This window comes from Paraburkholderia madseniana (assembly GCF_009690905.1).
GTDB classification, from domain to species: domain Bacteria; phylum Pseudomonadota; class Gammaproteobacteria; order Burkholderiales; family Burkholderiaceae; genus Paraburkholderia; species Paraburkholderia madseniana.
Genome location: NZ_VOSW01000101.1, coordinates 1 through 16,508 on the forward strand (window position 1 = coordinate 1; position 16,508 = coordinate 16,508).

Sequence of the window (16,508 nt, forward strand, 5' to 3'; positions counted from 1 at the left end):
CAAATTCCTGTCGGAGGCTCATGGTGTCTCTTGCGTTCCAGGGCATGGTCGGGACCGGGCGTTTTAATACCCGGAAGTGTCAACCATGTCCCCGCACGTCTGTCAGCTATGTCTCCGGTCTATACACCGGCTGCAAAGAGAAGTAGGCAAGAGAAAGCAGCTCAAACCGCTCATGCTAAGTGGGCGCCGTGGTCTGCTGCGGGTAGTGGTGCATCTGGAATCTGTGTTCGTGCACCTGCATAGGCCAGTGACAAGGGCGTCATACTTCCGGCGGCGCTGCGCGCGCCGAAGAGCAGCTCATAAAACCGATCGCTGCGTTTTGACGCTCGCGTCTCGCCACTGAACGGTGGCTCGTCATTGCATTGCCACCACCGCAGCCGTGACTGTGACCGTGATTACGGCACACGGACATATCACTTTAAGTAGGGGTTCCCGGGTGAATGCAGGGGCGCTTCGCCGAGGCGAAGCCGATGGCTCCCACCGCCCCCAACCGAAGCCGGTGGTTTCCCATGCAAACCCGTCCGCGACGCACGCAGTGCGGAGTGGGAGCTGATGAGTCCTTTGTCACTAACGCGGAATGTGCGAGAACACGGATTCCAGATGCACCACTAGCCTGTGCAAACCACGGCGCCCACTTAATAGTAGCGGTTTGAGCTGCTTTCTCTTGCTTACTTCTCTTTGCAGCCGGCAAAGAGAAGTAAGTGCCGCCCCGCACAGGGGCAACACTAATAGACCACTAACAATTCAAGGAAAGGCCAAAGTCCTAAGAACACGGCCAAACAAGCGCCGAGCAGGCTACAAAACCCTCGCGATCAGCGACAAAACCATCGAAACCACAAGCGTCGACATAAACGGAAACGGGTACTCCCGCCCGAAGAGGCGCAACGTAACATCACCAGGCATCCGCCCAATCCCGATCTTCCTGAGCCACGGCCAGCAGGCCGACAACACCGCCACCGCAACAAACGTAGTCAACAGCGAGCGGATCATCGCCAATCCCTAAGGCAAAAAATCACAACGTATGTGACCGGTCGCCGCCGGAAAACACCTGCAGCGTGTCATCCAGCCCGCGCGAAAACGCGATCACCTTGAACAGCTCACCCATCTCCGCCTCGGACAACAACTTCTGGACTGCATTCGCCGCAGGCAAAAACCTCGCCGTGTCCGTTGGATCGAGCGCCGATAACGTCTCGGTAATCCCCGCGTTCAACAAGAACCGCGCTTGCGACGTGAACCCCAACAAATCCGCACCAGCCTCGACGCCGGCTTCGGCGATGCCGGTAAATTCCACGTGCGCGGTAATGTCCTGCAAGCCCGGATAGACAAACGGGTCACCATGCGCCCGGTGCCGGTAATGGCACATCAACGTGCCCTGCGCGCGTTGCTCATGGTAGTACTCGTGGCGCGGAAAACCATAATCGATGAAGAACGCCGCGCCACGCGTGAGCATCGTGCAAATGGTCCGCGTGAATGCACGGGCGGCGTCGTGCGTTTCGGTGACGTAGTCGACACCGGTAGTTTCGATCTCAGCCAGAAGCGCAATGTCCGCAGCCTCCGATACCAACCGGTCGTCGAACGCAAAGGCCTCGTCGCGCCACGTCACGCCGCGTTCGTGCCAGGCGCCGCCGGTAAAGGCGAAAAGCCGTACGGGCATCGCGTCCAACACTTCGTTGCCGATCACCACGCCTTCGAATCCTTCCGGCAACGCGTCCAGCCAGCGCACCTTCGCGGCCAGCGCCGGTGCCGTGGCTTCGATCGTCTCGCGTTGGCGTTCGCGCAACTCACCGGACAAATCCACGATCGAGTAGCTGTCGAATTCGACGGCCAGAACGTCGAGCGCATTCAGCAAGCCGGCGGCGAGTTTCCCCGTACCGGCGCCGAATTCCATCAGCTCGCGCGTGCCGCTCGCCTCCAAGGCCTCGGCGAGCGGGCGCGCCAGCGTCGCGGCGAATAGCGGCGACATTTCCGGCGCCGTGACGAAGTCGCTGCCGTCGTCGCCGCGCAGGCCGAATTTGCGGGCGCCGCCGCTGTAATAGCCGAGTCCCGGCGCGTAAAGCGCGCGCTCCATGTAGCGGTCGAATGGCAGCCAGCCGCCTGCCGCTTCGAGCTCCGCGCGGACCTGTGCGACCAGCGCTTCGGACTGCGCAAGCGCGCTCGGGCCGGGAGCAGGTAAACTATCGGGTTGGTGAGCTTTCGGATTCATCCCCGCATTGTAAATGACCGCCCCTCTGGACACCGCCGCCGCCCGCGCGCCTGAAACGCCGCGCATCGTGCTGATTACCGGCGCCGCCCGCCGCATCGGGCGCTCGCTCGCGCTCGGCTTCGCCGCGCGTGGCTGGGACGTGGCGGTCCACTACGGCGCGTCGCGTGAGGCGGCTGACGAAGTGGTCGCAGAAATCGTCGCCCTTGGCCGCCGGGCGGTGGCTTTGCACGCAGAATTGGGCGACGAGGCCCAGGTCGAGCAGCTTCTGCCCGCCTGTACGGCCGCGCTGGGCCGCCCGTCGTGTATTGTCAACAACGCCTCGCGCTTCGAAGAAGACACGGCGCAGAACGTCGGTTACGACCTTCTGCTGAAGCTGACCGCGATGAATCTCGGCGCGCCGCTGGTGCTGGCGCGTATGCTGTTCGAGGCCACGCCGGAAGCCGCGCGCACCGATGAAAGCCAGCGCGGCGTGGTCATCAATGTGCTGGATCAGAAGCTGTACAACATGAACCCGGACTACCTGTCCTACACGCTGTCGAAAGCAGCGTTGCAGACAGCGACGGTTGCGCTGGCGCAGGCGTTGGCGCCGAAAGTGCGCGTGGTCGGGCTTGCCCCTGGTCTGACGATGCAATCCGCCGATCAAACGCCGGCTGGTTTTGAAGAAGCTCACCGTGCTACGCCTTTGGGCCGCGCGTCGCGGCCGGAGGATATTGTCGCCGCCGCGCTGTATCTCGCCGATGCAGCGGGCGTCACCGGAACGACGCTGGTGGTCGACGGCGGGCAGCACCTCGTGCCGCTGCCGCGCGACGTTATGTTTTTGACGGGCGCCTGACGCGCGTGCGTGCTGGTTGCCGGGTGAACCGGCGGCCGCCCGCGCCTTGAAGCGCCCAGTTGAGTGCTCCGCACTCTTTTTTTCGACTGGAACGAACATGTTTGCCGCTCTTTCGCATCCCCGGCTCGCCGATTGCCGCCGGCTATTTCTGCGCAATTACGAAGTGCACATCAACATCGGCGTGCACGACTTCGAAAAGCGCGGCGAACAGCGCGTCGTGATCAACGTCGAACTGTTCGTGCCGCTCGCGCTGTCCACGCCGGTTCAGGACAAATTGAACGAAGTGGTCGACTACGACTTCATGCGCTCGACCATCGCGCGCCGCGTCGAGCAAGGTCATATTCACCTGCAGGAAACCCTCTGCGATGACCTCGTCAAGGCGCTCCTCGCTCATCCGCAGGTGCGCGCCGTGTGCGTGTCGACCGAAAAGCCGGACGTTTATCCCGACTGCGACGCTGTGGGCGTCGAAGTTTTCCGTATCAAAGAGGATTGAGCCATGAATGCTCAGGAAATCCTGAACGACACCGCGGCCCCCGAGGCTGTGCAGGCCGGACACGCCTCAGCGGTCAAAGCGCCGCTCACGCGCCGCGAGCAGAAAGAAGCCTACGAGAACAACAAGCTGTTCAAGCGGCTCGCGCGCCAGGTCGGTGAGGCGATCGGCGACTTCAACATGATCGAGGAAGGCGACAAGGTGATGGTGTGCCTGTCGGGCGGCAAGGACAGCTACGCGATGCTCGAAATCCTGATGCGGCTGCGCGAACGCGCGCCGATCAACTTCGACATCGTCGCAGTGAATCTCGACCAGAAGCAGCCGGGCTTTCCGGAGCACGTGCTGCCCGAGTACCTGAAGCAACTCGACATTCCGTTTCACATCGAGAACCAGGATACGTACAGCATCGTCAAGCGGCTGGTGCCGGAGGGCAAGACCACCTGCTCGCTGTGCTCGCGCTTGCGTCGCGGGATTCTGTATCGCGTGGCGGGCGAGCTCGGCGCGACCAAGATCGCGCTCGGCCATCATCGCGACGACATTCTGCAAACGCTGCTGCTCAACATGTTCTACGGCGGCAAGCTGAAGGGCATGCCGCCCAAGCTGCAATCAGACGACGGCAAGAATATCGTGATCCGTCCGCTCGCTTACGTGAAGGAAACCGATCTGGAAAAGTACGCGGAGTTGCGCGAATTCCCGATCATTCCGTGCAACCTGTGCGGCAGCCAGCCGAACCTGAAACGCGCGGAAATGAAGGCGCTGATCCGCGATTGGGAGAAGCGTTTCCCGGGCCGCATCGAGAACATGTTCAATGCGTTGTCGAACATCGTGCCGTCGCATCTGATGGATCACAAGCTGTTCCCGTTCGCCGGCCTGCGTGCAAGCGGCGAGGCCGATCCGCAAGGCGATATCGCTTTCGACGAGGAGCCGTGTTCGACCGATTCCGGTGAGGGCGCAACCTTCAACGGATCGAAGCCGATCTCGATCGTTCAGTTCGACGATATGTAACCAGGCCGTGAAGTGCCCTGAAATCAAAGGTTTCCGGGTGATTCGGCAGGGTAATAAGGCCGCGCGAGCGGCCTTATTCGTTATAGGCCGCATGATAGAATCGTCGGCTCCAAACTTGTCTGATTGCCGACGCCATGAACATCGTGATTTTGGCGGCAGGCACCGGTAAGCGCATGCGGTCCGCGCTTCCCAAGGTGCTCCATCCCCTGGCTGGCCGGCCGCTCCTCGCTCATGTCATCGACACTGCTCGTGCGCTCAAGCCCACGCGTCTGGTCGTAGTGGTCGGTCATGGCGCCGAAGCCGTGCGTGAAGCGGTAGCGGCGCCGGATGTCCAGTTCGCCGCGCAGGAGCAGCAACTCGGCACGGGTCACGCCGTGCAACAGGCGTTGCCGCTGCTCGATCCGTCCGAACCCACGCTGGTGCTGTACGGCGACGTGCCGCTCACGCGCGCCAGCACGCTGCAGGCGCTGACCGATCGCGCGGGCCGAGGCGGCTACGGTGTTCTCACCGTCACGCTCGACGACCCCAGCGGCTACGGCCGCATCGTGCGCGATCAGCACGGCAAGGTGTCGCGCATCGTCGAACAGAAAGACGCGACGCCCGAGCAGCTCAAGATCGCCGAGATCAACACCGGCATCATCGTCGCGCCGACCGAGCGTCTGGGCGCATGGCTCGCCGCGTTAAAGAACGACAACGCGCAAGGCGAGTTCTACCTGACCGACGCGGTCGAGATGGCGATCGAAGCCGGACTCGAAGTCGTCACCACACAGCCTGACGAAGAGTGGGAAACGCTCGGCGTGAATAGCAAGCAGCAGCTTGCCGAACTCGAACGGATTCATCAGCACAATGTCGCCGAGACGCTGCTGGTGGCCGGCGTGACGCTTGCCGATCCGGCTCGAATCGACGTGCGCGGCACACTCGAATGCGGCCGCGACGTCTCGATCGACGTGAACTGCGTGTTCGAAGGCCGCGTCACGCTGGCTGACAACGTGACGGTCGGGCCGAACTGCGTGATCCGCAATGCGACGATCGGCGCCGGTACGCGCGTCGACGCGTTCACGCATATCGAAGGCGCCGAAGTGGGTGCGAACGTCGTGCTCGGCCCTTATGCGCGGCTGCGTCCGGGCACGTCGTTGCAGGATGAGTCGCACGTCGGCAACTTCGTCGAGGTGAAGAACTCGGTGCTCGGTCATGGCTCAAAGGCGAACCATCTGACGTATATCGGCGATGCGGATGTCGGGGCGCGCGTGAATATCGGTGCGGGTACCATCACCTGTAACTATGACGGCGCGAACAAATTCCGCACGATCATCGAAGACGACGTGTTCGTCGGTTCGGACACGCAACTCGTTGCGCCCGTGCGCGTCAAGCGCGGTGTGACGATCGCGGCGGGCACCACGGTCTGGAAGGATGTCGAAGAAGACATGCTGGTCCTGAACGATAAGACTCAAACAAGCAAGTCGGGCTATGTACGCCCGACCAAGAAGAAAAGTTGATGGGCGTGACGCGCGCATGAAGCGCGCTCCCTGAAACCCAGCACTGAAAAGGAATAAGCCATGTGTGGCATTGTCGGCGCGGTTGCGCAACGTAACATCGTTCCCGTCCTGATCGAAGGACTGCGTCGCCTCGAGTATCGCGGCTACGATTCGTGCGGCGTGGCGGTACTCGGTAGTGATGGGCCGCGTCGTGCTCGCAGCGTCGCGCGCGTGGCCGATCTGGACGAGCAGGTGAAGGAGAGCCACCTCGAAGGCATCACGGGTATCGCGCATACGCGCTGGGCGACGCACGGCGCGCCGGTAACCGACAACGCCCACCCGATCTTCTCGAAAGACGCACTCGCGTTGGTACACAACGGCATCATCGAGAATTACGAGTTGCTGCGTGAAATGCTGCGGGGCAAGGGTTACGTGTTTGTCTCTCAGACCGACACGGAGGTTATCGCTCACCTGATTCACAGCCTGTATCGCGGCGATCTGTTTGCCGCTGTGCGCGAAGCGGTCGGGCAATTGCACGGCGCGTACGCGATCGCGGTGCTGCATAAGGATCAGCCGCATACGGTGGTCGGCGCGCGGCAAGGTTCGCCGCTGGTAGTGGGGCTCGGCAACGGTGAGAACTTCCTCGCGTCAGATGCGCTGGCGCTTGCCGGCAGCACCGAACGCTTCATCTTCCTCGAGGAAGGCGACGTTTGCGAACTGTCGCTCGAGGGCGTGCGTATCGCCGATCGTGACGGTTACGAAGCGCAGCGCGAAGTGCGCCAGGTCGCGGCGTATGGCGGCGCGGTCGAACTCGGCCCGTATCGCCACTTCATGCAGAAGGAAATTTTCGAGCAGCCGCGTGCGATTACGGACACGATCCCGCAAGGCGATTCGTTCGACGCGGCGCTATTCGGCGACGGCGCGGGGAAGGTGTTCGCGGACATCGACAACCTGCTGATTCTCGCGTGCGGCACGAGCTATTACTCGGGGCTGACCGCGAAGTACTGGCTCGAGTCGGTCGCGAAGATCCCGACCCAGGTGGAAATTGCCAGCGAGTATCGCTATCGCGAGTCGGTGCCGAATCCGAAGTCGCTGGTGGTGGTGATCTCGCAGTCGGGCGAGACGGCCGATACGCTGGCGGCGCTCAAGCATGCGCAGTCGCTGGGGCACAAACATACGCTGGCGGTGTGCAATGTCGGCACGAGCGCGATGGTGCGCCAGACGGAATTGTCGTTCCTCACGCATGCGGGTCGCGAGATCGGTGTGGCGTCGACCAAGGCATTCACGACGCAACTGGTGGCGCTGTTCGTGCTGGCAGCGACGCTTGGAAAGCTGCGTGGGCAGGTGAGCACGGAGCAGGAAGCCGAGTATCTGAAGCAGTTGCGCCACCTGCCGGCGGCGTTGAATAGCGTGCTGGCGCTGGAGCCGCAGATCATTGCGTGGTCGGAAGAGTTTTCGCGCAAGGAACATGCGTTGTTCCTCGGGCGTGGCCTGCATTATCCGATCGCGCTCGAGGGTGCGTTGAAGCTGAAGGAGATTTCCTATATCCACGCGGAAGCGTATCCGGCCGGCGAGTTGAAGCACGGGCCGCTGGCGCTCGTGACTGAAGCAATGCCGGTGGTGACGGTGGCGCCGAATGACGCGCTGCTGGAGAAGCTGAAGTCGAATATCCAGGAAGTGCGTGCGCGCGGCGGCCAGCTTTATGTGTTCGCGGATGCTGATACGAAGATCGTGAATGATGAAGGCCTGCATGTGATCCGGATGCCGGAGCACTACGGCTTGCTGTCGCCGATCCTGCACGTGGTGCCGCTGCAGTTGCTGGCTTATCACACGGCTTGTGCGCGAGGCACGGACGTCGATAAGCCGCGGAACCTGGCGAAGTCGGTCACTGTGGAGTGAGGGTGATAGGCTGCTATCGCTCGCATCATGCTGAAAAAACGGTCGCCTGAGGGCGGCCTTTTTTTGCCCCGATAGCGCACCTCACTTCCTCACCACCTCCACCGCAGCCGCCGACACAAACTCCGCGCGCACACTGTCTCCGACTTTCAACTCATCGAGCGGAATACTCTCCGCCGCCCTCAGTACCTGCTGATGCTTCGGCCCACGCAGCGTCACCATCCGGCTTTTACGGTCGATCTTCAACACCGTCGCGACAATCTGTACCCTATGCGCCGACGATGCGTATCCCGCTGAGGCCGGTATCGCCACCGTCGTCTCGATGCGTTCACGCACGCCTTTGGTCGCCACCTTGTCGACTTGAAGCAGCAGCGCCTGCTGGTACGCAACGTTCAGCGTGTCGCCGACCCGCAGTTTCCTGACATCGGCCAACTGGGGATTGACGTCGACATCCGCAAGATTGCCGCGCGGACCGCGTAGGGTGACGCTGTTGGTGGCCGGGTAGATGGCTACTACGTGGACTTGGGCGTGAACGACTTCGGCTTTGCCGAGCGCCGTCTGACCGGCATTGGCGTCCGACGTCTGGGCGAAGCCGGATTGACAGAAAGCGGCCATCAGCACGGCCGCACTCCCCATGACAACGGGCAATGAGCCCACTTTGCGCAGACGAGGCATTCGTTGCTCCCGAAATGACCACTTCAAATGACGATTCCGAGTGACTAACCGAGCAACCCGCCTAAGGGACCAAAGCGCACCCGCCGAGCGCCCGCGCTTACAACTCCGGACGCGCCAGGTCGCTGGTCACGATGTGCTCGCCATACACCTGTGCCGCCGCGACGGCTTCCAGCTTGGTCGCGTAGGGTCCGAGTTCCGGCGCGCCGTCGAACGGGAACAGCACGCGGCCATCGGTGGTTCGAACCACTTTCAACACGCCGAAAAAACGCCGGTAGCCGGCCAGTTTCGACGTCGCTGACACTTCGAAATCTTCCTCCGACGTCGCGGGGACGCTGGGAATGAATACGGTCTTGCTCATACCTGAAAACATCTCTTGTTCAATGGGCTGGCGCCTGCTGAAAAGGTCAAGGCGCGCCCGGTTGTCCCGGGAAGACATTCACCGGCGGGCTTCATTGTCTCAAATCCGGGCGCATCGAGCCGGATGCCGGATCGGCTGACCGATCAACTGGCCAGCCGGTCAGGTGCCAACATCGCTGATCACCGCGGCATCCCCGGCAGCCGGCCCGCAACATCAAGCCCCTTTGACCGCCGCCTCATGCTCGGCCGCCAGCGCGACATCCCGCTCGCTCACCTTCACGAAGCTCGGCCGCGAGCAGACGCGCTGGGTGTACTCGAGCACGACTGGCGTCTCAGGCACCAGCTTGAACATCATCCCCCAATGCAGCGCGATGCCCCACAAAATATCCGCGGCCGACATCTTGTCTCCGAGCAAATAGGGCGACGCCTGCAGCTGGCTCGTCACCGTCCCGAGCATCGAATCGAAATCGCCATAGGGCAACGTGGCGAGCGGTGCCGGTTCGCGCTTCATCGCCTTGTCGACCAGCGCTGGTTCGTAGCATGCCGCGTAGTACACCAGCCAGCGCAGATACGGGCCGCGCGACGGATCGTCGAGCGCCGGCGCGAGACCCGCTTCAGGAAACAGGTCGGCCAGATAGATAAAGATGGCGACCTGTTCGGTGATCAGCGCGTCGCCGTGAAGAATCGCCGGCACTTTGCCGAGTGGATTGATCGCGAGATACGGCGCCTTGCGCTGCTCGCCGGCCTTCATGTTCAGCACCTTTAGCTGATACGGGGCGCCGAGTTCCTCGAGCAGCGTCAGTGCGCTGACGGAGCGGCACTGCGGTGAGTGGAACAGCGTGATCTTGCGATCTGTGGTCATGGGGAGCCTTCTGAGTGAGCGTCTCGTTGGAAAGCCAGCGTCCATCTGACGCCGGATGTCCCCATCCTAAGCGCCCATACCTGTCAGTTTGTGTCAGGTATGACTACACTTGTCCGCATGAGAGCCAGCCGCCTCCTTTCCATCCTGATGACCTTGCAAGCGCGCGGACGCGTGACCGCGCAGTCGCTCGCCGACGAATGCGCGGTCTCCCTGCGCACGATCTATCGCGACATCGACGCCTTGAGCGCCGCGGGCGTCCCCGTCCAGAGCGAACGTGGCGCAGAAGGTGGCTATCGTCTGCTCGACGGATACCGTACGCGTCTGAACGGCCTGTCGTCGCAGGAAGCGGAGGCATTGTTCCTCGCCGGCTTGCCGGGGCCAGTGCAGGCACTTGGGCTCGGCGCCGTCATGGCCGGCGCGCAAACCAAGTTGCTTGCCGCGCTGCCGGTCGAATTGCGTTCGACCGCGGAGCGCATGCGCTCGCGTTTTCACCTCGACGCTCCCGCCTGGTTTTCCGACGCGGACCAGCCCGCGAATCTGCCGTTGATCGCCAGCGCGGTGTGGGAACAGCATCCGCTGCAGATTCGCTATCAGAGCTGGAAGGCCGAAAAATTTCGGCGGATCGACCCGCTCGGCATCGTGCTGAAAAGCGGCGCGTGGTACGTGGTTGGGCGGGTCGGCGCGGACATCCGCATCTACCGCATTTCGCGCATTCTCGAATTGAACGTGCTTGACGAGACTTTCGAGCGACCGCCCGCCTTCGATCTGGCGACTTACTGGCAAGACAGCACGCAGCGTCTGTCCGAAGAGATGCATGCGAGCGAGGCAACGCTGCGCCTGTCGCCGTGGGGCATGCAGATGCTCGAAGCCTTCACGTCGCCGTTCGCACGCTCAGCCGCGAAAATTGGCGAGCCGGATCCGTCCGACGGCTGGCGCACGGTCACTTTGCCGGTCGGTTCGATAAGGCAGGCATGCGCGGAGTTGCTGCGCTTCGGCACCGAGGCCGACGTGCTGGCGCCGCCGGAATTACGCGCCCGTTTCGCGGAGGTGGCAGCAGCTTTGCATCGCCGCTACGCGGAATGAGAGCGCCGATTCACAGCCGGCGTAGTTTCTCCGAGCGCACTGCCGCACAACTGGGTGCGCCCGACATGCGCTCGCGAAGCACGCGCGGACGCACCAGCCGGCCGTCTTTCCTCAGACGAATTTTGGTTGTTTGGTGCCTATTTTGGGGGCAGAGCTATAATGCGCGAATCCCTTTTCTTTCCCGTCCTCCGTTATGAGCCGGTTACTTTGCCTGATCGTGCTTTCGCTCGGCCTGATGCAAACCGCAACGGCCGACGAAAATAATGACCGCATGTCCGCGTATCTGACGCAGAAATTCGGTCTGGCAAAGGAAAAGGCTCAAAAGATTTCCGACGCGGTGCAGTCCGCCGCTTCGAAATATTCGCTGCCGCCGGCACTGCTGCTGGCGATCATCTCGATCGAATCCCGCTTCAAGGAAAAGGCCAAGGGCGCCAACGGCGCGACCGGGCTGATGCAGGTGGTGCCGGGCGCCCATCGTGGGATGCTGAGGAACGTTAAAGACCTCACAGAGCCGACCACCAACATCGAAGTGGGCTCGGCGATCCTGTACGGCTACATGCGTTCGGCCAACGGCGACATGAACGCGGCGCTCAAGAGTTATGGCGGATCGCAGGCGTACGCGAAGAAGGTGAGCTTGCGCGTCGAAGATTTCGCCGACGTTGCCGGAGCACAGAACATCGCGTCGCACGCGGGCGCACAAGCCAGCATGTGCGAAGCCGACCGTTGCCCGGCGCCGGACAACTGGGCCGACGCTTTTACGATACCGGCGGGCAACGCCGCGGCGGCGCTGCCAGGCGCATCGCCTGCCATGCCGCACTGAGCGGCAACTCCGTCGTATTTTTCCTCTTTGTCGTGGTCCCGCGCTGAAGCCGCGGAATTGAGCCGTCACGTCGTGTAAGGCGGCGCTGCGCACTTTTTACGCACACCTGGCAACCGCTCTACAATGCATTCCCATTCGAGCTCACGCCGCGCCTCTTCCGATCGATCATGTTCACCTCGTTTTCCAAAGCCACTGCCACCGCGCTTTTCGGCCTGCTGACACTTGCCGCCTGCAGCAGCGCCCCGCAGCCGAAATTCCAGCAGGAATTGTTCGAAACGGGCGCGAGCCCTTACGCCCGAAATTTCAATTCGAGCGTCACGGATACCTGCGAGGCCGCGCGCCGCGCACTGCTGAGTCAGGGCTATCTGACAACGATGACGCGCACCGATACCGTCGACGGAACGAAAAATTTCCAGCCGACCGGCGATACGCACATCGTCGTCGAGTTTCATGTGGTGTGTACGCCGGGGGAAGAGGCGAGCGATACGAGCATCGTCTACGTCAATGCTGTGCAAAACGGCTTTGCGTTAAAGAAAAGCGATACGTCGGCGAGCGTCGGGTTGAGCGTGCTGGGTTCGCTGTCGTTGCCGATCCGTTCGAACAGCGATGCGATGGTCAAGATTTCAAGCGAGACCATCCCGTCGGGCAAGTTTTACGATCGTTTCTTCGGCCTTGTCGATCACTATCTGCAAACCGTGGTGCGCACGCAGCCGGTTGTGAACAACCGCATCGAAACGCGCCTGTTGCCGGTGCCGGTCGAAGCGACCATTCCAGCGTCGCCTCCTGAAATGCCTGATGCGATCGACAAGGCTGCTGCCGTGCAACGTGCAAGCGGACCAAGCGTCGCGCCTTGATGCATGTATTAATGCCGCGGGGTTTCGGCTGATCAAGAGCTGATCAGCCTTCGATCTCATCACGCAGCCGTACTTATCCTATGTTTTTTACTTCATACGTATATATATGTAGTAATAGTTAACAAGGGTTAACCCCGTCTGTGGATAACTCTCAAATCCCCCGTCACATCAACGTCATGCGAAACCCATAACCCTGCGGAACACGACTGTAGAAAAACTACAAAGCTGGGATAACTTTGACAGGGCTTGCCTGGCAGCGCGTCTTATCAAGATTTCGCACACAGGCTGTCCGATGCGCTATCCCGAAGTTATTCATAGGCAATTGTGGATAACTTGCGCATCCGGGCATATGCCGCCCGAGCGGCGGCCCGGCTTTTTCATCGATGCCATCCGCTCGCCAGCGTACAGACCGCCCTTCCCCGAACGTGCACATTGAAGCTGGAAGGTACAAAGATTGCGTCTATTTTTTTGCAAGCGCAACTGTTGCTATTTAGTCAAAATCATTTCAGCAACGCCCTATCCAGGCATAGAGTTAAAGTGTTTTCTGAAGTTATTGGTGCAGTGCGGGGGTGTGCAATGAAACGCAGAACAGCACGACAACTAGTCCGTCTTCTCTCGGATATCAGACATGCCAGCCACTGCACGACGCTGCGGGCGGCGGCCACTAACCGGGCCATATCGCTTGCATCCTCCGAGCATGATGAGGAAGGCACCGAAAACGACGAAAGCAACGACGCGACACGCGAGGCGAGTCACGACAAACCGGCCCGGAGCGGATCATGAGAGCCACAAGCGAACAATCGCTGCGTTTTCTGGTCGAGAAATGGCTGGCGCCGGGGCCTTCGGTTCCGGTTCACGTGACCGAATTCAGCCGCACCCGTCTGGGCGGCAGGCGCTACGTGCGGGTCGAGACTTCTCAGGAAGGTGGATCGCGCGGCCTTTTTTTCTTTCGACACGACGACGGCTGCTGGTGTGTGTTTCCGCCCACTGCCGATACACCCAAACTCTTCGCGCAGCCGCGTGCCGCTTAGCCGAGGCGGCACGCCCGGGCGACTGGCTAAACCCTCACGCTTCATGAGGCAAGCGATCAGGTTCACTTCCGCGTCGCGAGGCTGGTCCCACCTGACACACGATCAAACCCGCGAGCATCAGCGCGCATCCAAATAGCGCGCGCGCTGACAGCGTTTCGCCGAGCACGAGCCACCCGGCGAGCGCGGCGAACACGCCTTCCATACTGAAGATCACCGCAGCATGCGACGGCGCCGCGTACTTTTGCGCAACCACCTGAATCGTATAGGCGACGCCCACCGACAGCGCACCGCCGTACAGAATCGTCGGCGCGGCGCGCTCGATCACAGCGAGACTGACCGGCTCGATCACGAGACCGATGGCCAGACACACGAGCCCGCAAGTCACGAACTGCACGAGCGCCAGCATGAGGGTGTCGTGCCGCAGCGCGAAGCGGCCGACCAGCATCATCTGTACGGAAATCACCAAGGCGCCGGCAAGCTGATACCAGTCGCCGTACAGGATCGAGAAGTGCTCGTTGACGCTCAGAAAGTACATGCCGATCGCTGCCAGCGTCGCACCGAGCCACGTGCCGAATCCCGTCCGATGACGAAACAGCACGCCCAGCAGGGGCACGAGCACCACATACAACGAACTGATGAAGCCGGCGTTGGCGACCTTCGTGTATTGCAGGCCGATCTGCTGCAACGAAATCGACGCCGACAGCACGACACCGAGCAGCACACCGGCACCGAGCAGTTCGCGTGCGCCGCCGGGTTCTCGTTTCGTCAGCTCAGCCAGCGCGGAGCGCCGCACGCAGACGATCATCGTCAGCACGACCAGCGCGCCGAGCAGGAAACGCAGTCCGGTAAACAGGAACGGTCCGATCGCATCGAGGCTTAAGCGTTGTGCGACGAATGCGGAGCCCCAGATGATCGCCGCGACCAGCATCAGCAGATTCGCGCGAAGGTGTTGACGTGTGTCAGGTTTCAAAGGCGGTTTTTCGAATTCGGTTGTTCTAACAAGGCGTTGTATCCGGTGCCGATTCTATCCGGGCGCACGCGTGCGGGATACGCCGCGAACATTCGCGAACACTTGAACACAATTGTGCACACATTCCCCCAACTTCAGGACAGACGCGGCGAGGCAGCGTCCCTAGACTGCGCCCGTGCGCTCGCGCTGCTGGCGGTGAAGCCGTCGCTGGCTTTCGATACGTATCACGTGTCGGCGGGTTCGGAAGCGCCGACCATCGGTCAGATCATCAGCGCCATGGACGAAGCCATCGGCACCTCGGGCAGCCGTTATTCGATGTGCCGCGTGCGCGACTTCGGCAAGATCGCACGCGAGGTGGTGGGCCGTGACCGTTGCAGCAGCGGCCGCCTGATCGAGCACGCGCTGCGTTTGTACGCCGGTTTCGCGGAGCTGGACTACGCGTTCGACAACCGCCGTCTGCGTGACGAGATCGGCTTCGAGCCGCTGCCGTTCACGGACTATGTGAGCGAATGTGTGCGGACCTCGCGCGGGGTGGGGATCGCCGAGCAGATGCGCTGGGACTTCAAATGAGTCTTCAACCGCGTGCACAGCGAGCGACTCGCGCGATAATCGCGCAACGGCCTCATGGATCAGGACACGAGTGACCCCCAGAGCAGGCCGACTTTCAGGCAGACGCAATGGACGAGAAAGACTGGATCGCCGGCGCCGCGAAGGCGCTGGCGATCATCGAAGCATTCGACGAAGAGCACGCGCGCATGACGCCGACCATGGTGGCCGCCCGCGCCGGGCTCTCGCGCACGGCGGCGCGCCGCTATCTGCTGACGCTGCGCGAACTCGGCTACGTGGATACCGACGGCAAGCTGTTCTGGCTCGCGCCGCGCGTATTGCGGCTCGGTCAGTCGTATCTGGATTCAGCACGCTTGCCGCGCACCGTGCAGCCATTTCTTCAGCGCATCACCGCGACGGTGCAGGAAACCGCGCTGGTCGCGATTCTCGATGAACACGACGTGGTCTACGTTGCGCGCAACGGCGTCAACCGCGCGATGGCGGTCGGTTTCGTGCTCGGCTCGCGGGCGAGTGCGCCGCTGTCGTCGGCGGGGTTGATCCTGTTGGCCTTCCAGCCGCCGGAAAGCATCGAGCAGTGGCTGGCGTCCTATCCGATCAAGGTATTCACGCCACATACGTATTCGACCACGGAGCGCCTGCGCGAAGTGCTGGGCGAAATCCGCCGCGATGGTTATGTCGTCACCGATCAACAACTGGAGCTGGGCATGCGTGGTGTTGCGGTGCCGTTGCGTGACCGGCATGGCTCGGTCGTGGCAGCGATCAGCGTAAGCATGCCGATCGGCCAGGAGTCGGCGAATGCGGCGCTGCATCGGGTGCTGCCGACCCTTCAGGAAACCGCCAGTTTGCTGCGGAATCTGGTCTAGAAGCGGGCCTAGGTAATCGCCCTGATACGGCATGCTTAATGAGTGAAAGCATATCGAAAGCAAGCTGTCTCGCGGAAAATACATATCGAGTTTTGCGCATGACAAACCGCCTACGCTGCGTAATACTCTCCCGCGGGGAGCGGTAAGGCGCCTCAAGCCTTGTCTGCTTCACCGTTTAGCTATTTCATTCACACTGACTCAGTCGTCCAGGTTTGGGGAACAACACATGAAAAAATTCATCGTCTCGCTCGCAGCCGCATCGATCGCGCTGGTCTCCGTTCAAGCTTTCGCACAGGCATCGGACGCAGCAGCGCCGGCCGCTGCAGCTAGCGCGCCGAAGAAGCACCACATCAAGAAGCTGAAGACGCACGGCAAGCGCGCTCCGGTTTCGGCAGCAGCTTCGGCAGCCGGCACGAACGACAAGGGCGCGGCAAACTAAGCTCACGCTTGGTTTAGCCGGGCGAACCCTGCCGGTTCTCTTGTGCGCGCCGCTTGTCGGCGAGTGCAGCGCAGTTCCGGTTAAAT

At 61.7% G+C, this 16,508-nt stretch carries 17 protein-coding genes and 1 pseudogene; 12 read left to right on the top strand and 6 right to left on the bottom strand.

Annotated elements, in window-relative coordinates; genetic code table 11:
- Nucleotides 1-795: 795 nt before the first annotated feature.
- Nucleotides 796-990, bottom strand: coding sequence for a DUF2905 domain-containing protein (locus tag FSO04_RS36335; protein WP_154566323.1), 195 nt, complete (start codon nt 988-990; stop codon nt 796-798).
- A gap of 22 nt (nt 991-1,012) precedes the next feature.
- On the bottom strand, nt 1,013-2,203 hold the full coding sequence (locus tag FSO04_RS36340; RefSeq protein ID WP_154566324.1) for a class I SAM-dependent methyltransferase: 1,191 nt from the start codon (nt 2,201-2,203) through the stop codon (nt 1,013-1,015).
- 13 nt (nt 2,204-2,216) lie between these two features.
- On the opposite strand from FSO04_RS36340, the gene FSO04_RS36345 reads away from it, so the two are divergent.
- The 5 genes from FSO04_RS36345 to glmS all read left to right on the top strand — a co-directional run bounded on the left by FSO04_RS36345 (nt 2,217) and on the right by glmS (nt 7,904).
- Nucleotides 2,217-3,035 carry an SDR family oxidoreductase gene (locus FSO04_RS36345; RefSeq protein WP_154566325.1) on the top strand — a complete coding sequence of 273 codons (819 nt, stop codon included), beginning with the start codon at nt 2,217-2,219 and terminating at the stop codon, nt 3,033-3,035.
- A 97-nt stretch (nt 3,036-3,132) separates the two neighbouring features.
- Nucleotides 3,133-3,528, top strand: coding sequence for a dihydroneopterin aldolase (locus FSO04_RS36350; RefSeq protein WP_074281934.1), 396 nt, complete (start codon nt 3,133-3,135; stop codon nt 3,526-3,528).
- Between the two features lie 3 nt (nt 3,529-3,531).
- Nucleotides 3,532-4,530 carry a tRNA 2-thiocytidine(32) synthetase TtcA gene (gene ttcA / locus FSO04_RS36355; protein ID WP_154566326.1) on the top strand — a complete coding sequence of 333 codons (999 nt, stop codon included), beginning with the start codon at nt 3,532-3,534 and terminating at the stop codon, nt 4,528-4,530.
- 134 nt (nt 4,531-4,664) lie between these two features.
- On the top strand, nt 4,665-6,026 hold the full coding sequence (glmU, locus tag FSO04_RS36360; RefSeq protein ID WP_154566327.1) for a bifunctional UDP-N-acetylglucosamine diphosphorylase/glucosamine-1-phosphate N-acetyltransferase GlmU: 1,362 nt from the start codon (nt 4,665-4,667) through the stop codon (nt 6,024-6,026).
- Between the two features lie 60 nt (nt 6,027-6,086).
- Complete coding sequence (glmS, locus tag FSO04_RS36365) at nt 6,087-7,904, top strand: glutamine--fructose-6-phosphate transaminase (isomerizing) (RefSeq protein ID WP_154566328.1); 1,818 nt, start codon at nt 6,087-6,089, stop codon at nt 7,902-7,904.
- Between the two features lie 81 nt (nt 7,905-7,985).
- Here glmS and FSO04_RS36370 read toward each other — a convergent pair whose 3' ends face one another.
- From FSO04_RS36370 to FSO04_RS36380, 3 genes are all read right to left on the bottom strand, one after another.
- Complete coding sequence (locus tag FSO04_RS36370; RefSeq protein WP_154566329.1) at nt 7,986-8,576, bottom strand: hypothetical protein; 591 nt, start codon at nt 8,574-8,576, stop codon at nt 7,986-7,988.
- 97 nt (nt 8,577-8,673) lie between these two features.
- On the bottom strand, nt 8,674-8,934 hold the full coding sequence (locus FSO04_RS36375) for a DUF6723 family protein (protein WP_093641155.1): 261 nt from the start codon (nt 8,932-8,934) through the stop codon (nt 8,674-8,676).
- A gap of 213 nt (nt 8,935-9,147) precedes the next feature.
- On the bottom strand, nt 9,148-9,795 hold the full coding sequence (locus tag FSO04_RS36380; RefSeq protein WP_154566330.1) for a glutathione S-transferase family protein: 648 nt from the start codon (nt 9,793-9,795) through the stop codon (nt 9,148-9,150).
- A 99-nt stretch (nt 9,796-9,894) separates the two neighbouring features.
- Between FSO04_RS36380 and FSO04_RS36385 the strand changes: the two genes are divergently transcribed.
- The 4 genes from FSO04_RS36385 to FSO04_RS36400 all read left to right on the top strand — a co-directional run bounded on the left by FSO04_RS36385 (nt 9,895) and on the right by FSO04_RS36400 (nt 13,583).
- Nucleotides 9,895-10,878, top strand: a complete 984-nt coding sequence (locus FSO04_RS36385) for a helix-turn-helix transcriptional regulator (protein ID WP_233465108.1) — start codon at nt 9,895-9,897, stop codon at nt 10,876-10,878.
- 193 nt (nt 10,879-11,071) lie between these two features.
- Nucleotides 11,072-11,698: a lytic transglycosylase domain-containing protein gene (locus FSO04_RS36390; protein WP_154566331.1), complete on the top strand. Its 627-nt coding sequence runs from the start codon at nt 11,072-11,074 to the stop codon at nt 11,696-11,698.
- A 167-nt stretch (nt 11,699-11,865) separates the two neighbouring features.
- Complete coding sequence (locus FSO04_RS36395; RefSeq protein ID WP_154566332.1) at nt 11,866-12,552, top strand: DUF2242 domain-containing protein; 687 nt, start codon at nt 11,866-11,868, stop codon at nt 12,550-12,552.
- A 779-nt stretch (nt 12,553-13,331) separates the two neighbouring features.
- On the top strand, nt 13,332-13,583 hold the full coding sequence (locus FSO04_RS36400) for a hypothetical protein (protein WP_154566333.1): 252 nt from the start codon (nt 13,332-13,334) through the stop codon (nt 13,581-13,583).
- A gap of 34 nt (nt 13,584-13,617) precedes the next feature.
- Here the strand turns inward: FSO04_RS36400 and FSO04_RS36405 are convergent, their stop codons facing one another.
- Nucleotides 13,618-14,553, bottom strand: coding sequence for a DMT family transporter (locus FSO04_RS36405; RefSeq protein WP_154566334.1), 936 nt, complete (start codon nt 14,551-14,553; stop codon nt 13,618-13,620).
- A 165-nt stretch (nt 14,554-14,718) separates the two neighbouring features.
- On the opposite strand from FSO04_RS36405, the pseudogene FSO04_RS36410 reads away from it, so the two are divergent.
- The 3 genes and pseudogenes from FSO04_RS36410 to FSO04_RS36420 all read left to right on the top strand — a co-directional run.
- Nucleotides 14,719-15,123: pseudogene (locus tag FSO04_RS36410) on the top strand (SDR family oxidoreductase); the annotation flags it as partial.
- 107 nt (nt 15,124-15,230) lie between these two features.
- Complete coding sequence (locus FSO04_RS36415; protein ID WP_097390619.1) at nt 15,231-15,983, top strand: IclR family transcriptional regulator domain-containing protein; 753 nt, start codon at nt 15,231-15,233, stop codon at nt 15,981-15,983.
- 226 nt (nt 15,984-16,209) lie between these two features.
- A complete protein-coding gene (locus tag FSO04_RS36420) occupies nt 16,210-16,422 on the top strand; it encodes a hypothetical protein (protein ID WP_054040885.1) in 213 nt (70 codons plus the stop codon).
- Nucleotides 16,423-16,508 lie beyond the last annotated feature (86 nt).